Raw genomic sequence first — 16981 nt, 5'->3', positions numbered from 1 at the left:
CCTACCCTCGCATGGTGATGGCGCCGGGCTGGCCCATGATCCGCTCAAGTTCGCAGACCGCGGCGTTCAGCTTGGGTCCGACTTCGGTGCGCATCCGCTCCATTGTCAGATCTTCGGGCATCGCGCCGCAGGTAAAGACGACAGGTTCCGCCAGGTCGCGGGCGAGAAAGGGTTTCGACACTGCATGGATGTTGGCGGTGAAATATTGGCCCGGATCGGTGATCGAAAAGCCCTGCGCGATCAATTGGCCATAGGCGTCACGCCGGGCCTCGGCTGCGCGCTCGGGCGTCAGGCCGCGGTCGCCATCGGCAGCGGCGACGGTGGTTTCAAACAGATCGTCAGACATGGCCGCCAAAAGTGTGTGCCCGGATGAGGTGCCATTCAGTGGCAACCGATGCCCAACCTCAAGCCAAAGGGACGAGACATTGCGCGGGCGCCAAGTCTTCACGATCAGCAGTTTGGCGGTGTCGCGCACCAAAAGCAAAGACAGTGTTCCGGTTTCATCGGCCAGTTGCTGCATGATCGGGGCGCTGAGATCGACAAAGGAAATCGACGCCTGCGCGACATTGCCCAAGGCCAGCAGGGCGGGTCCGGGGCGATACCGGTCATGGCGCCGCGCATGGGTCAGATAACCCAGCGATTGCAACGTGAAGGTCAGCCTTGACACGGTGCTTTTCGGAATGGCGGTGCGCTCGGAAATCTCGGCATTGCCCAGGCCGTCGTCCGAGGCACGAAAGGCGCGCAGCACCGACAGTCCGCGCGCAAGCGTGGTGGAATAGCGGCGGTCTGTCTGGTCAGGGGTCATGGGCTGTGTCATGGTGATCGGCTCTTACATCGAATTCGGGATCAACAGGGACAGGATCGGGAACCCCATGATGATGGCCAGCACGACCACGTCCACCGCCAAAAAGCGCACGATCCCGGAAAAGATTCGGTCAATCGGGACTTCTTTGCCCACGACAGACCCGATGACAAAGACGTTCAGCCCCACCGGCGGGGTGATCAGGCCAATCTCAAGCAGTTTGATCACGACCACGCCGAACCAGATCAGGTTCAGCCCATAGCCTTCGACGAGCGGCACCAACAGCGGCAGGGTCAGCACCATGATCCCGATCGGATCGAGGAACATGCCAAGCAAAAGGTAGATCGCGGCAATCGCCAGCATCAGGACAATGACCGACAGGTTCGCATCCTGCACCCAACCCACGATATCGCCCGCCACGCCCGTCAGCGCGATGAAGGCGACAAATATTTTCGCCCCTGCCGCGATGATAAAGATCGAGGTGGTCTGGATCACGGTTTCGCGCAGCGCGTCGATCACCTCGGCGATGGTCAGCTTGCGCTGCATGAAGCCAATGACCAGCGTGACGGAGACCGAGATCGCTGCAGCTTCGGTCGCTGTGAAGATGCCGCCATAGATGCCGCCGACGATGATCACGAACAGCAGAACGGCGGGCCATGCATCACGCGCCGCGTTCAGGCGGTCGTGGCCGGTGATCGTGCCGGTATAGGCCGGGGCGGCGGCAGGGTCGCGCCGCACCCAGATCCAGATCACCAGCAAGAAACCCAGCAGGGACAAAATCCCCGGAAGAACCCCAGCAAGGAAAAGCGCAGAAATCGAGGTTTCAGTGAAGATTCCGTAGATGATGAAAAGAACTGAGGGCGGGATCAGGCTGCCCAGTGTCCCACCTGCGGCGACGGATGCCGTGGCAAGGCGTTTGTCATACCCCATGCGCAGCATCTCGGGCGAACAGATGCGGCCCATGGTCGAGGCGCAGGCGATGGACGATCCGGTGATCGCCGAAAAGCCGCCGCAGCCCACGACGCTGGCCATGGCCACGCCGCCCGGCACCCGTGCCAGCCAGACGCGGGCAGCGTGATAGATTCGGGTCGTGATCTCGGCCTTGTAGGCGATATGCCCAAGCGCCACGAACAGCGGGATCATCGACAGGTCATAGCTGTGGATCAGATCGAAACTGTTTGAGAACACCATGGATGAGGTCGGGCGGATCGCGCGCTCTGGCATGAAGGTGCCAGTTCGAAATGCGAAGATCGCAAAGGTTCCCAACGTCGCCACGCCTGCAAGGGCAAAGGCGATGGGCACCCGCAGGCCCAGCAGGACGATGAGGCTCGCAAAGGCCACAAGGCCAACGGTAGTGCCATCCATCAGGCGGCCTCCTCATGCGGGTCGGTGTTCAGGCGGCCTCCGGCGCGAAGAACGCGAATGTCCTGAACCACCATGATCAGGAGGCGCAGCCAGCAAAAGCTGACGCCGACCAGAAAGATCACCCGGCCCGGCCATTTTGGCAGGTGCAACTGCCCGAAAAAGAACGACCCCGCCTCGAATGTATGGATCGCCTCGCGCCAACCCGCCCAGATCAGGGGCGCCAGCGCCAGAAGTCCAAAGATCGAACCGAACACGATCAGCCCGTCCGCCACCCGTCCCGGCAGGCGGTTTGACACGAACTCAACCGCGATATGGGCCCGTCCGGCCGTGGTGGCAGCAAGTGGCAGGATCACGGCGGCGACCATCAGCTCGGCCACCATCACAGTGGTATCCGGCACGCCCGAATTGAACAGGGCGCGCAGCAGGACGGTCAGCGTGATCAGCAGGCCAAGGCCGAGAACCGAAATCACGGACAGGTCGACGAGCAGTCGCTCGATACGGCTAAGCATGGGAACCCCCTAGATGGTGCTATGAGGTGGCCAGCCCAGAGCGCGTCCGAGCCAGCCATTTCAGGATCAGCGGGTCCAGGGATAACCCTTGGTGTCACGCTCTTGCTCGTATTGCGCAAGCAGGCCCTGATATTCGTCTAGCAGCGCTTGGCCATCCAGACCGACGCCATTGGCACGTTCGATCCATGCGCCAACGTATTTCGCGCCGCCGTCGACCAGCTTCGCCCGATCTTCAGCGGGCAGTTCGATCACCTCGACGCCCGCGTCCTTCATGGTTTGGATCGCTTTATCGTTGTCGGCCGTGATCAGGCGGCCCAGCTCATCGGGCAGGCCCGCGCCTGCGGTCATAAGCGCCTCTTGTGAGGCAGCATCCAGACCGTCGAACGCATCCTTGTTCATGAAAATGCCAAGCGCGCCCACCTGGCCCCAGTTCAACAGGGTATAGCTGTCGATTACTTCGAATTGCTTCAGTGCGGCGGTGGCGTAGGAATACCCCTGCGAGCAATCCAGCAACCCGCTGTCCAACCCCTGATAGGCGTCATAAACCGACATCGGCACCATGTTCGCGCCCAAGTCTTTGAAGGTTTCACCGTAGGCGCCGACACCGCGTACCTTGAGCCCCTTGATATCCTCGACCGAGCGGATCGCAGTGCCTTTGCAGCCGATGTGGACTGCCGAGGTCGTGAAGGTGCCGATGTAGACAAGGTTCATGTCCGCAAGGTTCTGCTGGATCGCTGCGTTGCTGCGCATCAGCGCATCGGTCGCCTTCATGCCAACCCATGCATCGTCGTTTTTCAGCGGCAGATCGGCGATACCGTAGGCAACCATCTCCTGCGGGAAATAGACAGCGATGATCGTGCCCAGATCGGCCACGCCGTCGGCGATCCCGCTAAGCGCAGCACCGGCCTTGAACAGCGCGCCACCCCACTGAATGTCCAGCGACAGCTTGCCGTCCGTCAGTTTGGACGCCTCATCGGCGAACCAGTTCATCGAAGCTGCGCGCGCGCCGCGGTTCGGGCCCGCCTCGCCCAAAAACAACGATTGCGCCGAGGCCGCGCTGGCCCCGAACATCATGGCGCCAACAAGCGCACCTTTCAGAAATTTCGTCATGGTCTCTCCTCCCAATTCTACTATGCAGAATAGTATTCCACTTATTGAGCCTGACTCGGCCAGTGTTTGCAACCCCCCATTCTGTGACGATGCATGACACTTATGATTTCAAAGAAAAGACAGGAGGCGCAGCGGCCGCCATCCGACCCAATTACGTCCAATAAGGTTGCGTTTTTTACGGCTGGACATACACTCGGCCGCATGTCGAATGACCGCCGCAAATCTTTAGCCGAACCATCAAACCGCCCTCAACTCGACGAGAACAGCGAGAGCGGCGCCACTGGTCGTGAGGCCATCAACGTCCCGAAATCGGTGGCCGGGTCAGGCGCATTGGATCGGTTGGTCGATACCGCCCGCGGCTATGCCCACCAAGCCACGTCCGAGAACACCAACAAAGCCTATACAAAGGACTGGAAGCACTTCTCGAGCTGGTGCCGCAAGCGTGGTGCGAACGCCCTGCCTCCAAGTCCGGAGCTGATTGGATTGTATATTGCCGACTGCGCCGCACCGGACGACACGGCCGCTGCCCTGTCGGTTTCAACCATTGAACGACGTCTTTCCGGCCTTGCCTGGCAATATCAGCAGCGCGGCTTTGTGCTTGATCGCAAAGACCGCCATATCGCAACGGTTCTTGCAGGCATCCGGCGCAAACACGCCCGGCCCCCGATGCAAAAAGCAGCCATCCTGGGAGAGGATATCCTCAAAATGGTCGCAACGCTGTCCTATGGCCTTCGCGATTTACGGGACCGCGCCATTCTGCTGGTCGGCTATGCAGGCGGCTTGCGGCGCTCCGAGATTGTCAGCCTCGACGTCGCGCGTGACGACACCCCGGACGGCGGTGGCTGGATCGAGATCATGGATCAAGGCGCCGTTCTGACGCTGAACGCCAAGACCGGGTGGCGCGAGGTCGAAATTGGCCGCGGATCGAGCGCTCAAACCTGTCCGATACATGCGCTCGAAGAATGGATGAGCTATGCCAAAATAGACTTTGGCCCGGTGTTTCAGCGAGTCACCCGGGATGATCGCAAGGCAACTGGTGCCCGGCTTTCCGACAAACATGTTGCCCGTTTGATCAAGCGCACCGTGCTGGACGCGGGCATTCGCAGCGATCTGCCCGAGGCGGAACGACTGGCGCTGTTTTCCGGCCATTCCCTGCGGGCTGGTCTCGCCTCCAGCGCCGAAGTCGACGAGCGCCACGTCCAGAAGCACCTTGGCCACGCTTCGGCCGAGATGACACGCCGCTACCAACGTCGCCGCGACAGGTTCCGCGTCAACCTGACCAAAGCCGCCGGGCTTTAAGCGCCCGCGCAACAAAAACCCCGCCAGCGTTTCCGCATGGCGGGGTTTGTTTTTCAGATCAGCGCCTGTCAGCCAATGATCGCGTTCATCGTGGCGCTGGGGCGCATCACGGCTGCGGTCTTGGCCGCGTCGCCGTGGTAGTAACCGCCCAGATCAACCGCTTTGCCCTGACCTGCGGCCAGTTCCCCGACAATCGCCGCTTCGCCTTCGGCCAAACCCTTGGCGATGGGGGCGAAATGTGCCGCCAGATCAGCGTCGTCCGACTGCGCGGCCAAGGCTTCGGCCCAGTAGCGGGCGAACCAGTAATGGCTGTCGCGGTTGTCCGGCTCACCCACCTTGCGTGAGGGCGAGTGGTTGTGATCCAGAATGCCTTGCGTCGCGGCATCCACCGCCTTGCCCAGAACCCGAGCCTTTTCGTTGCCCTTGGCATCGGCCAGGAACTGAAGGCTTTCACCCAGCGCGCAGAACTCGCCAAGGCTGTCCCAACGCAGGTGGTTTTCTTCCATCAACTGCTGAACGTGCTTGGGGGCCGAACCGCCCGCGCCGGTTTCGAACAAGCCGCCACCATTCATAAGTTTGACGATCGACAGCATCTTGGCCGAGGTCGCCAGTTCGAGGATCGGGAACAGGTCGGTCAGGTAGTCGCGCAGCACGTTGCCGGTAATCGCGATAGACGTCTTGCCCTGGCGGATCGTTTCAAACGAGGCACGCGTCGCTTCGCGCGGCGCCATGATCTGGAACTTGTCCGAAACACCTTTGGCCTCCAAGATCGGCTTGACGTATTTGATCAGCTCGGCGTCATGGGCGCGGTTTTCGTCCAGCCAGAAGATCGCTTCGCAGCCTTCGGCCTTTTGACGGTCAATCGCCAGCTGCACCCAGTCTTCGATTGGGGCCTTGCGGGCCGAGGCCGAGCGCCAGATGTCACCTGCTTCGACGTCATGCGCATGCAGCACGGTGCCATCGTCGAGGATCATCTTGACGGTGCCATTTGCCGGGATTTCGAAGGTGGTCGGGTGCGAGCCGTACTCCTCCGCCTTTTGCGCCATCAGGCCGACGTTCTGCACGGTGCCAGCGGTCGCCGGGTCCAGTTTGCCCGTCTCTTTGAAGTACTTGATCGTCTCGTCATAAACCGGCGCATAGGAATTGTCAGGGATCACGCAGTTGGTGTCCGCCTCTTTCCCATCCGGGCCCCAGCCCTTGCCACCAGCGCGGATCAGCGCAGGCATCGAGGCGTCGATGATCACATCTGACGGCACGTGAAGGTTGGTGATGCCCTTGTCCGAGTTCACCATATACATCGGCGGACGTTCGACCATGACCTTTTCGATCTCTGCCTTGATCTCGGCATTGCCGTCCACGCGGGCCAGCAGATCGCCAAGGCCCGAATTCGGGTTCACGCCCAGCGCATCCAGCTGATCGCCGTATTTTTCAAAGACCGGAGCAAGGAAAGCCTTGACCGCATGACCAAAGATGATCGGGTCGCTGACCTTCATCATCGTTGCCTTCATGTGCAGCGAAAACAGCGTGCCTTCGGCTTTGGTCTTGGCAATCTCATCGGCAAGGAAGGCATCCAGCGCACGAGCAGACATGAAGGTCGCGTCAACCACGGTGCCCGCGGGATAGGTGATGCCCTCTTTCAGAACGGTTTCGCCGTCTGCAGTTTCCAGCACGATCTTGGCGGTGGCTTCCTTGGCCAGTGTCGCGCTCTTCTCGTTCGAGAAGAAATCGCCGCCGTCCATCGCGGCAACGCGGGTCTTGCTGTCTGCGGTCCACTCGCCCATGCGATGCGGGTTGTTCTGGGCATAGGCCTTGACGGCCTTGGCCGCACGGCGGTCGCTGTTGCCTTCACGCAGAACTGGGTTCACGGCCGACCCCTTGATCCCGTCATACTTGGCGCGCACGGCTTTTTCTTCGTCAGTCGCGGGCTCTTCGGGGTAGTCGGGCAGCGCATAGCCTTGGCTCTGAAGCTCTTTGACAGCCGCCACAAGCTGCGGCACCGAAGCCGAGATATTCGGCAGCTTGATCACGTTGGCTTCGGGTTGTTTGACCAGTTGGCCCAGCTCGGCCAGATCGTCCGACTGGCGCTGCGCTTCGGTCAGAAATTCGGGAAAGGTGGCAAGGATGCGGCCTGCAAGACTGATGTCCTTGGTGCCGACGCTGACGCCTGCAGCGCTGGCGAAGGACTGAATGATCGGCAGGAAGGAGGCCGAGGCCAGCTCCGGCGCTTCGTCGACTTTGGTATAGATAATATCGGGGGTTTTCTGATCAGACATCTGTTCCAATCCTTTCATAAGCTACGCCTGCCATAGTCCAACGCGAGGCCCATTTCCAGCATTGGCTTGGCCTGCACGCTGCGCATATCGTCGCGCTTGTATGCAATGGGATACCGAAAATCCAGCCCTGTTGTGACGCGCCAATGCGCTCAGGGGTGTGACAGCTTGCCCTGCGCCATGGCGAGACGGGCAAAAGCCCAGGCCGCCGCGGCATGTGTGGTCGCAAATTCTCCGGACCAAAGCATCTGGTCCAGCGCCTCGGGGCTGTGCAGCTCTTCGCGCATCTCTTCGTGATCTTGCCCGTCTGGATCCTGCACCTTGCGGCAGCCGGTCGCGACGAAATAGCTGCCGCGACAGCCCAGTTGATTGCCATTGTCCACATATTCGCCCAGCGACAACCAGTGGCGCGCTTCATAGCCGGTTTCTTCCAACATCTCGCGCGCAGCTCCCTGCTGCGGGGTTTCATGGTCCTCGACGAAGCCGCCCGGAAAGTTCAGGCAAACGCGTCCGGGGCCGTGTTTGTATTGCCGAGTCGTCAGTATTCGCCCGTCGTCCAGAACCGGAACCACGATGGCAAAGGGGCGCAGGTGGATCTGATAGAAATCTTCGATCTCGCGTCCGTCCGGCAAGGCAATCCGCTGCTTGGAGACACTCAGATAGGGCGGCGCTTCAAAGACTGTCGTCCGGTCAAGAACTTTCCAGTGATCCATTGCACACCCTCTCGGCCTGGCTCACGGCTTCCAAAGCAGGGTCTGATTGCCGCCCAGTTTGGAAAAAGACAACGGGCGGCGATCGCGCGCCAATTGCTCAGCCCTGGAGTCGCTGCGCAGTACCAGATAAGGCTCGAGCCAAGCCAACTGGTAATCCTCCAGCGTGGCGGTGCCATCAAAAAAGCTTTGAACCTGGCCCGTGATGGCTTCGGTCTTGGCGCCGCTTTCCAGATCGGACAGGGCAAAACCTGCCGCTCGGTCCAGCGCCCTGCCGCATTGATCCATCAAGGACACGCCCTGCCGTTCAAGGATCAAGACCGCCGTGACCAAGGGGGCCAATGCGTGCAATTGGTAATGCAGCGCGTATTTTCCGCGAGTCATTTCCTGCGGCAGGCTACCGTCGTCGTTGGCAGAACACAGCACATAGGCCGTCGACCACGTCGCCCAACTGCGCATCACGACATCGCCGGTCAGCGCCGAGGTGGCCGCTGCCGCCAGCCCCGCCCAGGCGCGCAAATTGCCCGAAGCCGCACCTGATGGCGCCTCTTCCCAAAACAGGGTCTGCTCGGTCATGCGGCGGGTCAACCAACCGCGGATTTCATCCAAAGCGGCGTAATCGGTGGTATGTGGCAAGGCCTTGCCTGCGATGATCCCAAACGCGGCCAGACGGGCAGCGATGGTCAGGCGCGTGGTCTCCGAGCCTTGATCCGAAAGCGCATCGGCCCGCGCCCATTCAGCCATCTGGCCAATCAGGCAATTGGCGTCGCTTCGGCGCTGGTTACCAGGCTTTTCCAGCATCGCGCCCAACGCGCTGGACAGATCGCGGATGAAATCATCAAGCGGCTTGAGCGCGGCTTCGGCTTCGGCCTCGGTCTCTTCGTTCAGAGTGGCGCGAGCCTCGCCGCTGCCTTTGTAGCGGCTTTCGAACGACAGGCTCAGCACTGGCTCGGGCGCGGGGGCACAGGAACCACCATCCTGCGCCAGCCCCATTTGGGCGGCGACAGCAAGGCCAGCAGTCAAAATCGGCAATCTGGAGGACATGTTATCCCTAAGGGTCAACGGTGGCACTTAGCAGCTGCGCCAGTTCAGCGGCGCGTGGGTTGCTGGCGGCCTCGGCACGGCGCAACCAGTCAAGCGCCGCCTCTGCATCGCGCGGCACCCCAAGGCCGAAACCAAGCGCAAAGCCCAGTTCGACCATAGCTTCATCTTGACCACCCTCAGCCGCCAATTGCAACCAATGGGCAACCTGAGCCAGATCCGCGCTGTCCAATGCCTTTCCCCTAAGCAGCATGGCATATTCGAAACGCGCCTCTGCATCGCCCGCCTCAGCGGCCCAACGGAAAACCTCTTCCATGTCGCGGGCTGCGGTGACCGCCTGCTTGATGGCCTTGTGCGCGGTGCGATAACTGCGCAGAACCGGGATCAAATCCGTTCCTTTGGCACTGTCCAGCATCGCCAACAGCTGTTCGGACGCGATCTTGGGATCGAACGAGGGCAGATCGGGGTTGGCCGTCAACTGATAAAGGCGCAGATCACCAGCCGGATCGCCTTCGTTACGTGCGCGGTCGACAATTTCGGCGGCGCTGGGCGTTGCGCCCTTGTCAAAGAAATCCACCTGCTCATTCGACAGACGCAGCTTGGACAACAAATGCCCACCTTCGAAATGCAGGATCACCCGGCGCCAGTGGTAGGTCATTTTCGGGTCAAAGCGCAGTGCATAGGCATCGCTGAGTTCGTCGGCATCCTTGTTGCCGCAATTCATCAATGACACGGCCCGGTCGATGTAATCATCCACCTTGTCTTCGGGAAGAAAGGGGATCGCAAACATCAGCGCAAGGAAATCGCCCCGGTCCTCAATCACGTCGCGGAATTCTTCATAGACCCGCGCCGCGCTGACCATATACTCCTCCGGACTCGTTCTTTCGGCCATTAGCCGGGATTTAAGCCGGATCGACGCGCCCTCGCCCCGAATGCCTGCCATGGTCAAAAGATGCAGGATTTCCTTGGCGATCTCGGGATCGCGCGCTGCATCCTCCATCAGGGCAACCGACAGATCCAGCGCGCTGGTCACACCGTTGTTCAGGTAAACCCGGCGGAAAAACTCGATCGCCAGATCCCATTCGGCGGGCGATTGAGCAAGATCAAGCTCCATCCGGCCAAAGGCTTCGAGCGATTTGTCCGAGCGGCTGATCCTCTCACTCCAGATGCGCAGAGCCTTTTCAGAGGTCAACGGATTGGATTGCAGCTGTTGGCCCAGTTCAGCCCGCGCCTGCGTTCCGCCCTGAAGGGCATGGGTTTGGATGCGTGCCAGACGCTCGGGCGACCGGAAGGGGCTCAGCGTCAGGGCATCGCCCGCGCTGACGTCGACCGGTGCATCACCCGTGGCTAGATAGTTCGACGCCCAGAGGCTGGCCTCGTGCAGACGTGGAGCGTCGTTGACCTGACATCGGTACAGGGTTTCGAGCTTTTTCATCGACGAAGCCATGCCATAACGCGACACGGTTTCCAGCAGCAGGTTCTCGGCCCGGTTCAATTGCACCGGATCATCGCGGTAGCGGATCAGCATTTCCGCCAGCATCTGCATGCCATGCTCGTCGCCGCGGCGCACGGCCTCTTCCAACAGATCCAGCGCCTCGGGCTCAGCCTTCCATCGGCCAATACGTTCGATTAGTTCCCTGGCAAGGTCGGTAAAGACAAACCCCGGCGCTTCGGGCATCAGCGCCAGTTCGCGCAGGTATTGCAGACGCAGGCTGTCTTGGTTCACCACAAGGCCGTTAACCTTCAGGCCCAGTTCAAGATAGGGGATCAGGCTGCGCTGCACGCGCCTGCGATCCTGATCATGGTTGAAGCCAAGGATCTTTTCGAGATCTTCTGCCGAGATCATGCCGCTGGCCAATAGCTGGCTGGTCTGCCGCGCATCCGGCGCCACGCCCAGATCGCGGGCGCGCTCAAGATAGTGGCGCATTTCTTCGATGTCCTTGCGCGCGCCATCGGCGTTCAGATGGTATTCAACCACGCGCCAGGCGGCCTCCGCCCCGCCCATGTCGGCGGCGAACCGGCGCCATGCCTGGGCAATGTCCGGGTTAGCGACCACCAGATCGCCTTTGAGATATTCCTGCGCGATCCGCTCGGCGCGTTGGCACACGCCCGGGGTCAGCTCGCCCAGCATGCCGCCAAAGGCCATGGTGATCGTCAGATCAAGCGGAGCATCCCAGCCTTCCAGCAACTCCCCGCGCAGCTGCATCCGGGCGATCTGGGTCAGCGCGCGGGCGTTTCCGCCAAAGGCCGCTTCGCGCACCATTTCCTGTGCAAAGCCCAGATCCACCGGGACGCCTACGCCGTCCTCGTAATACCGTGCCAGCGTCAGCCGCTGGTTATTGGTCATCTCGGCGGTGCGGGCCCGCAACTGCGGGATCAAATTCCGCGCTCTGAGCGCATCCATGCGGCGTGCCCGCAGATGCAAGGTGATACGGTCAAAGCCTTCCTCGACGCCAGCATAGTCAGGGTCCAGCCGCGCCTGCCACGAGATCAGTGCATCGATAAAATCAAACCAGCGGTCGGCATCTTCGCGTTGAAGGCGGCGGATATCGCGTTCGATAAAGTCCAGACGCAAGGCGTCGGTCAGTTCCAGATCACCTGTACCCTGTTCGGTGGTGATATCACCTGTGCCGACGTCCGGCGCATTGCACAGATCACGTGGCGCGATATTCGGCGGCAGAAACTCGATGGGCAAGGGATCTGCAGCAGCGATCAGCGGCAGGCTCAGGGCGGCGAGTGCAGCAAAGACAAAACGGCGCATCAATTCACCTCGGCTTTACGGCAGGCAAACAGACGCGGGGCCGATCCCAGGGCGGCGTCCAGCGTGATCTCGACATTATAAGCGCCCTCTGGCCATAGCCCGGACATGGGCATGTAGAAGCGCCCGGTCAAAAGCTGGTCGACCTGCCGATAGATCGTGCGCGTCCGGCGCAGCCCGTTGGCATCCATGAAACTGAACTTGGCGCTGTTTGCCTGCGCCCCGTCGGTGTCGAGCAGCAGCGTATGCGGACGCGCCTGATCCAGCGTGGAAATCTCGGCGCGCAGAACATTTGCCTTTGTGTCGAAATCCATTGGCAGGGCAATGGCGCATTCAGGTCCGGCTGCGGCGATCAATTCGCGCATGGGCTGATCGCCATGGGCGGCAAGCTGGGTCCAGATAGGATGTTCCCAGACCAGATAGGCAGGGCGCTTGTCACGAAAACTCGCGGATGTCAGATACGATGAGATGGCGGCAAAGGCGCCGCCACCGTAAACGCTGTATTGCGCCACCCTCAGACCTGTCAGTTCCTGCAATTGCGCTGCAAAACCGGTCACGGGTTCGCCCGTCAATTCCGTGCCAACGAGAGCGATCTGAGCACCCGCCTCGGCACCGTCGAACAGCAATCCCGGCGCCTTGCCCAATGCCATCACGATCGTCGATGTCTCGGGGTACGGCAGGGGAGATTGGCAGTGCTCTTGCAGATCAAACCGCATCGCCGAGGGCAACTTGATCTTCGGCCCGGCCGAAGTTTGAAACTGGTCTTTGGGCAATGCGACAAACCCCGGGGTCGCCTCAATTTCGGCGGCAACGCTTCGGGCCAGCGCACGCGCACCATGGGCAGTCAGGCGCGGATCGGTGCCGAAGAATGCAGGCGCCACCTTCGATGCGGCGGCCAGTGCGGCGCGGGCATCCACGGCACGAACCCCGGCTCCCTCAAGCTGGTCGAGACTTTCGCCATAGACGGTTGCGGCCACATCCTGATCATAGCCCAGATACCCGGCCATACGCGGCAACTGCCACGGCTGGCCCAGTGCCTTGGTTGGTATTGGCAGGTAGATCAGCGTCGTACCTTGCGACGCCAGTGCTTGTGAGAATTCCTTCAGCGCCGAGACATTTCCATCTGTCAGGCCATGCGCCATCATCAGATCGGGGTCGATGCGATAGAACATGCCGCCCTCGCCCTCGACACTGGGCAAGGCGTCCGAGGTATCGAGCCCCGTACAGCCAAAGCCCGAGGATTGCGCCCCTGCCGGCGCGCCAAAGGCAAGGCAAAGGCACACGGATGCGACCAGCGCCGCGGCCCTGCTCTTGCCTGTGTTTGTCCTTGTGCCTGCCATAGGTCAGCCCCCGCTACCCTGCCACTCGCTTTGAACCGCTACCCGTCTGCGGCGTATTTCCTGTCCATCATCGCTATCAGGTTCTCGGCCGTGGTCATGACCCCCAGATGAGTCGATTTGCGCGCCCGGTCCAGTAGATTTCGTGCCTCTTGCCGTTCGGGAAGGCTCAGCTCGACCCGTTCGAGGATCGCTATGGCCATCCGTAGCTCGACCTTGCCGTCAGCGTTTTCCTGTCCCTGCGCGAGGATCTTGTCGCGGGTGCTGTCGCTCAGCGCGCCGAACAGCTTGTCCTTGCCGTTGAATTCCACCACCGCGTCCAACGCGAGCGTGTTTCCCGCCCAAGCGTGGGGGTAGAGCACCTGAATGTACTTGCGAATGCGTTCGCGCGGTTCGGTCTTGGGGTCAAGGCGCTTCATCGCATCGACCATATCCGGCAAGGTCCAGACCCGTCCCGCCCCAACCGCCACGGCACTGTAGTAGGCCAGATCCGAGGCACGCTCTTCTGCCATGCCCTGCGCAATCAGACGGCGCACGAAAATCTGCGCGGCAAGGCCATCACCGTAGTCAGCCAGGCGGCGCAGATTGTCGTCGGACACGTCCTGCTTGGCGTGCATCTGCTGGCGCGCCTTGATCAAATCGCTTGGCAATCCGCGCATGCTGTGGCGGCCGGGCGTGACCGTGACACTGATCTGCCGCGTCTCAAGTTCGTCGGAAAACGGCAAGGGGATGGTTTGCGCCTGCCCGACCGAGGCCAATAGACCCGCTACCAACAAGATCGTCCGAAACATCATTTCCGCCCCCATTCACTGCAATCCGGGGCCGCCAGCGACGACGGCGACACGGTCTCGGAGGCGGTCATCAACATCGGCACCTTGCCTGAAAGGTCCTTTACGATAGCCTGGTTCTGCAAGGTGATGTCGCCGTCGATGAGGCGCGGAAACTGATTGGAGAAATCATTGCCTGCCAGAAGCAGCTTGGCCCCCGTCGCGGTGGACAAACCGGCATCATTGCCGCGCAGGATATTGCCGGTGACAAAGGTCACGGCCTCTTGCGGCTGAGCGGACACCCAGATGCCTGCGCTGCGGCTGCCGCTGATGGTATTGGCGTGGATGGTCGTGTCATCGCTTGCGCGAATGTCGATGCCCTTTTGACGGCTGTTCAGAATGACGTTGTGTCGGACCACGCCGCAGCGTGTGCGGGACAGCTTGATCGCGCCACCGCTGCGCCGCCAGATGATATTGCCGCTGACCTCGACGCGATTGCTTTGACCCTGCACCAGAATGCCCGAGCGATCGCCCTCAAGCAGTACGTTGCCTTTGACCACCGCGTCGTCAGACCCGGCAAGCACGCGTACCGCATTGGTTGGACCATCGCCAAAGAACAGATTGCCCTGCACCTGCGCCTTGGTGGCCGTCGACAACAGCAATGCGTTGTTGCGCATGTTGTAAAAACGGTTGCCGACCAGCACGCTGCCGTCGCTTCCGGTGATCGACACCGTGACGAGGTTTTCGAAATGGCTGTCCATGATGCGCGTCGCGCCTGTGGGCGGCATCAGAGGATGTGCAATCACCGACAGACCGGAAAATTTGGGCGTATTGCCAAACCCAAGGCCGTCAAAGGTCGCACCCTGCACAAAGGCAGACCCGCCACCGGCGACCGTGACAAAGGGAACAAAGTCCTTGCTGCTGGCATTAGCTCCACCGGTCGCGGCGATATGAGACCGGTCAATCTCGACCCTGCCAAAGCTGATGACAAAGGCGCCGTCCGTTCGGCTTAGTTGCAGCCGATCGTGCGGGCCGAGGCGCAGTATGGTGTCTTCCCACAAGATGACCGGAACGCGCAGGATGTCCTGACCCGGGCGCATATCCGATTGCAGGCCCAGATCGCGCAGGCTTTGCCGGATCAAATCCAGCGTCACTTCGCCGGATCGAAATGTCAGCGCGTCGGTTTGGCCTTCGGGATGGGCCAGCAAGACGTCAAGATTGTCCTGACCGCCGTGCACCTGCGTCAGCAACGCCAATGCGGTACGAAAGGTTTCGACATTGGCTATGGCTGCGGCGATCGGGCGAGGCGTGATGACAGGCGCAACATTTGCTGCCTGACTGCCGGGCAGTGGAAGCTCATCCGTCAGACCGCTCAGCCCTGTCCGCACAAGCAATTGTGCCAAGGGCAGTCCGCGCGCTGCAGCATCAAAATTCAACAGTTTTGAGAGTTCGGTCAACCGGTCGTTCAATTGGATCAAAGCAAGGTCGGGCGCGGCCCGCACGGGGCCGGGCACCAGCAAGCTGGCGCAGAATACAAAGGCGGCGAGGAACGCCGCAATCAGTTTCTGCGCCGCGCCGCTAACCATTGCTTGCCATCGGCATGGGCATGGGCATCGCGCCTACATCCAGTTTTTCAAGCGTCACGAACAAAAGCTCGGCCTTGTCGTCGCCGCTGTTAACGATCCGCACCTGGCCGTTCTCATCGGCATAAATGCGGCCGCCTTCGGTGGTCGTTTTGCTCCAACCCGGCCCCGAGGCATGCACGGTGCCCTGCACCACGATGACCTGCCGATTGCGCGGACCGCGATCCATGATGACCGTGCGGCCAACTTCGATCTCGGCGGTACCAAGCTGGAATTTGTCGGATTCCACCAGCTTTGCCAGTTCTCTCTGCTTTTCGAACGGAACCATGGCGGGCGTCGCCTCGGCATGGACCTCGGTCTCGGTGCGGCGGCTGGCCTTCAACTGTTCGACCACCTTCTTGACGTTTTGGGTTTCGTCCATCCGGGCGACCAAAAGCGCATCAGGGGTGTCGATCACGATAATATCGGTCAGTCCTACGATGCTGACCAAGCGGCTGTCAGCGCGCACCATGGTGTTCATCGCGTCCAGCGCGATCACGTCGCCCTGCAAAACGTTGCCGTTACTGTCCTGCGGCGAGATATTATACATCGCCAGCCAGCTTCCAACATCGTCCCACGACACGTCCAGCGGCGCCAGTGCGATGCGGTCGGTCTTTTCGAACACGACGCCTTCGGTCGGCTCCGACGCCGCCTCTGCGAAATCGGCCTCGTTCAGATACAGCGCTTCGGGCGTGTCCGAGCCGAACTCCACCGAATCCGCGACATAGGCTGCCGTTCTGGGGTCGAACTTGGCGTATTCCGAAATGATCGTCTTGGCCGAGAACATCGACAGGCCAGAGGCCCAGTAAGCCGATTTGCTGTCGATCAGCGCCTGAGCTTCGGCCTCTGGCGGCTTTTCGACAAAACCGCCGACGCGGCGAATGGTGCTGAAGCCTTCCATCGGGCCAGCATCGGTGATGTAGCCAAAGCCGGTTTCCGCATAGCGCGGCGGGATGCCGAATGTGATGATGTGGCCGGCCTGCGCCGCGGGAATGCAGGCTTCGATGGTTTCGGTCAGCGGGCCTTCGATGATGTGATCGGCAGGTACGACAACAAAGATCGCATTCGGATCCTTGCGGGAAATGGCATGGGCGGCGGCCAGAACGGCCGGGCCGGTGTTGCGACCCATCGGCTCGCAGATGATCTGTGCGCCGGACTGGATTTCGCGCAGCTGTTTGACCACAGTGCCGCGATGTGTGACGCCTGTCACAATGACCGGATCCTGATAGACCGCCCCGCGATGCCGCTGCACGGCCACCTGGAAAAAGGTCATCGAGTCAGGACCGCTGATCTTTTGGAACTGCTTGGGGCTTTGGGTCCGTGACAGGGGCCACAGACGGGTGCCTTTGCCGCCGCAGATGATCAATGGGTAGATCGTGGTCATGGCAGAT

13 protein-coding genes are annotated in these 16981 nt (G+C 61.1%); 1 reads left to right on the top strand and 12 read right to left on the bottom strand.

Features of this window, described 5'->3' with window-relative positions:
- Position 1 precedes the first annotated feature (1 nt).
- The 4 genes from ACOYQJ_RS15360 to ACOYQJ_RS15345 all read right to left on the bottom strand — a co-directional run bounded on the left by ACOYQJ_RS15360 (position 2) and on the right by ACOYQJ_RS15345 (position 3786).
- On the bottom strand, positions 2–817 hold the full coding sequence (locus ACOYQJ_RS15360; RefSeq protein WP_422906920.1) for an IclR family transcriptional regulator: 816 nt from the start codon (positions 815–817) through the stop codon (positions 2–4).
- Between the two features lie 12 nt (positions 818–829).
- Entirely contained in the window at positions 830–2167 is a 1338-nt protein-coding gene (locus tag ACOYQJ_RS15355; RefSeq protein WP_422906919.1) for a TRAP transporter large permease, read from the bottom strand.
- Positions 2167–2676 carry a TRAP transporter small permease gene (locus tag ACOYQJ_RS15350; RefSeq protein WP_422906918.1) on the bottom strand — a complete coding sequence of 170 codons (510 nt, stop codon included), beginning with the start codon at positions 2674–2676 and terminating at the stop codon, positions 2167–2169. Before ACOYQJ_RS15350 ends, ACOYQJ_RS15355 begins: the two co-directional genes overlap by 1 nt.
- Positions 2677–2742: 66 nt before the next feature.
- Positions 2743–3786: a C4-dicarboxylate TRAP transporter substrate-binding protein gene (locus tag ACOYQJ_RS15345; RefSeq protein WP_422906917.1), complete on the bottom strand. Its 1044-nt coding sequence runs from the start codon at positions 3784–3786 to the stop codon at positions 2743–2745.
- A 201-nt stretch (positions 3787–3987) separates the two neighbouring features.
- On the opposite strand from ACOYQJ_RS15345, the gene ACOYQJ_RS15340 reads away from it, so the two are divergent.
- Entirely contained in the window at positions 3988–5085 is a 1098-nt protein-coding gene (locus tag ACOYQJ_RS15340; protein WP_422906916.1) for a tyrosine-type recombinase/integrase, read from the top strand.
- Between the two features lie 68 nt (positions 5086–5153).
- Here the strand turns inward: ACOYQJ_RS15340 and ACOYQJ_RS15335 are convergent, their stop codons facing one another.
- The 8 genes from ACOYQJ_RS15335 to ACOYQJ_RS15300 form a co-directional block, all read right to left on the bottom strand.
- Positions 5154–7358 carry an NADP-dependent isocitrate dehydrogenase gene (locus ACOYQJ_RS15335; RefSeq protein WP_422906915.1) on the bottom strand — a complete coding sequence of 735 codons (2205 nt, stop codon included), beginning with the start codon at positions 7356–7358 and terminating at the stop codon, positions 5154–5156.
- Between the two features lie 149 nt (positions 7359–7507).
- On the bottom strand, positions 7508–8068 hold the full coding sequence (locus tag ACOYQJ_RS15330; protein WP_422906914.1) for an NUDIX hydrolase: 561 nt from the start codon (positions 8066–8068) through the stop codon (positions 7508–7510).
- A gap of 21 nt (positions 8069–8089) precedes the next feature.
- Positions 8090–9109: an alginate lyase family protein gene (locus ACOYQJ_RS15325; RefSeq protein WP_422906913.1), complete on the bottom strand. Its 1020-nt coding sequence runs from the start codon at positions 9107–9109 to the stop codon at positions 8090–8092.
- A 7-nt stretch (positions 9110–9116) separates the two neighbouring features.
- Positions 9117–11867: a tetratricopeptide repeat protein gene (locus tag ACOYQJ_RS15320; RefSeq protein WP_422906912.1), complete on the bottom strand. Its 2751-nt coding sequence runs from the start codon at positions 11865–11867 to the stop codon at positions 9117–9119.
- Positions 11867–13204 (bottom strand): alginate O-acetyltransferase AlgX-related protein, encoded by a 1338-nt coding sequence (locus ACOYQJ_RS15315; protein WP_422906911.1) that lies wholly within the window; start codon positions 13202–13204, stop codon positions 11867–11869. The genes ACOYQJ_RS15320 and ACOYQJ_RS15315 overlap by 1 nt, the downstream gene beginning before the upstream one ends.
- Positions 13205–13242: 38 nt before the next feature.
- Positions 13243–13995: a hypothetical protein gene (locus ACOYQJ_RS15310; protein ID WP_422906910.1), complete on the bottom strand. Its 753-nt coding sequence runs from the start codon at positions 13993–13995 to the stop codon at positions 13243–13245.
- A complete protein-coding gene (locus tag ACOYQJ_RS15305; RefSeq protein ID WP_422906909.1) occupies positions 13992–15554 on the bottom strand; it encodes a right-handed parallel beta-helix repeat-containing protein in 1563 nt (520 codons plus the stop codon). The genes ACOYQJ_RS15310 and ACOYQJ_RS15305 overlap by 4 nt, the downstream gene beginning before the upstream one ends.
- Positions 15547–16974, bottom strand: a complete 1428-nt coding sequence (locus ACOYQJ_RS15300) for a mannose-1-phosphate guanylyltransferase (RefSeq protein WP_422906908.1) — start codon at positions 16972–16974, stop codon at positions 15547–15549. Before ACOYQJ_RS15300 ends, ACOYQJ_RS15305 begins: the two co-directional genes overlap by 8 nt.
- Positions 16975–16981: the final 7 nt, after the last annotated feature.

Origin of the sequence: Pacificoceanicola algae (genome assembly GCF_049341065.1) — a bacterium.
GTDB lineage: Bacteria > Pseudomonadota > Alphaproteobacteria > Rhodobacterales > Rhodobacteraceae > Pacificoceanicola.
Note: the sequence above shows the minus strand (reverse complement) of the source record. Positions and strands in the feature narration are given on the sequence as shown.

Coding starts and splice junctions, on each gene's coding strand:
- ACOYQJ_RS15325 (WP_422906913.1), bottom strand. CDS start 9,109: ATGTCCTCCAGATTGCCGATTTTGACTGCTGGCCTTGCTGTCGCCGCC.
- ACOYQJ_RS15310 (WP_422906910.1), bottom strand. CDS start 13,995: ATGATGTTTCGGACGATCTTGTTGGTAGCGGGTCTATTGGCCTCGGTC.
- ACOYQJ_RS15300 (WP_422906908.1), bottom strand. CDS start 16,974: ATGACCACGATCTACCCATTGATCATCTGCGGCGGCAAAGGCACCCGT.
- ACOYQJ_RS15305 (WP_422906909.1), bottom strand. CDS start 15,554: ATGGTTAGCGGCGCGGCGCAGAAACTGATTGCGGCGTTCCTCGCCGCC.
- ACOYQJ_RS15330 (WP_422906914.1), bottom strand. CDS start 8,068: ATGGATCACTGGAAAGTTCTTGACCGGACGACAGTCTTTGAAGCGCCG.
- ACOYQJ_RS15355 (WP_422906919.1), bottom strand. CDS start 2,167: ATGGATGGCACTACCGTTGGCCTTGTGGCCTTTGCGAGCCTCATCGTC.
- ACOYQJ_RS15350 (WP_422906918.1), bottom strand. CDS start 2,676: ATGCTTAGCCGTATCGAGCGACTGCTCGTCGACCTGTCCGTGATTTCG.
- ACOYQJ_RS15340 (WP_422906916.1), top strand. CDS start 3,988: ATGTCGAATGACCGCCGCAAATCTTTAGCCGAACCATCAAACCGCCCT.
- ACOYQJ_RS15360 (WP_422906920.1), bottom strand. CDS start 817: ATGACACAGCCCATGACCCCTGACCAGACAGACCGCCGCTATTCCACC.
- ACOYQJ_RS15335 (WP_422906915.1), bottom strand. CDS start 7,358: ATGTCTGATCAGAAAACCCCCGATATTATCTATACCAAAGTCGACGAA.
- ACOYQJ_RS15315 (WP_422906911.1), bottom strand. CDS start 13,204: ATGGCAGGCACAAGGACAAACACAGGCAAGAGCAGGGCCGCGGCGCTG.
- ACOYQJ_RS15320 (WP_422906912.1), bottom strand. CDS start 11,867: ATGCGCCGTTTTGTCTTTGCTGCACTCGCCGCCCTGAGCCTGCCGCTG.
- ACOYQJ_RS15345 (WP_422906917.1), bottom strand. CDS start 3,786: ATGACGAAATTTCTGAAAGGTGCGCTTGTTGGCGCCATGATGTTCGGG.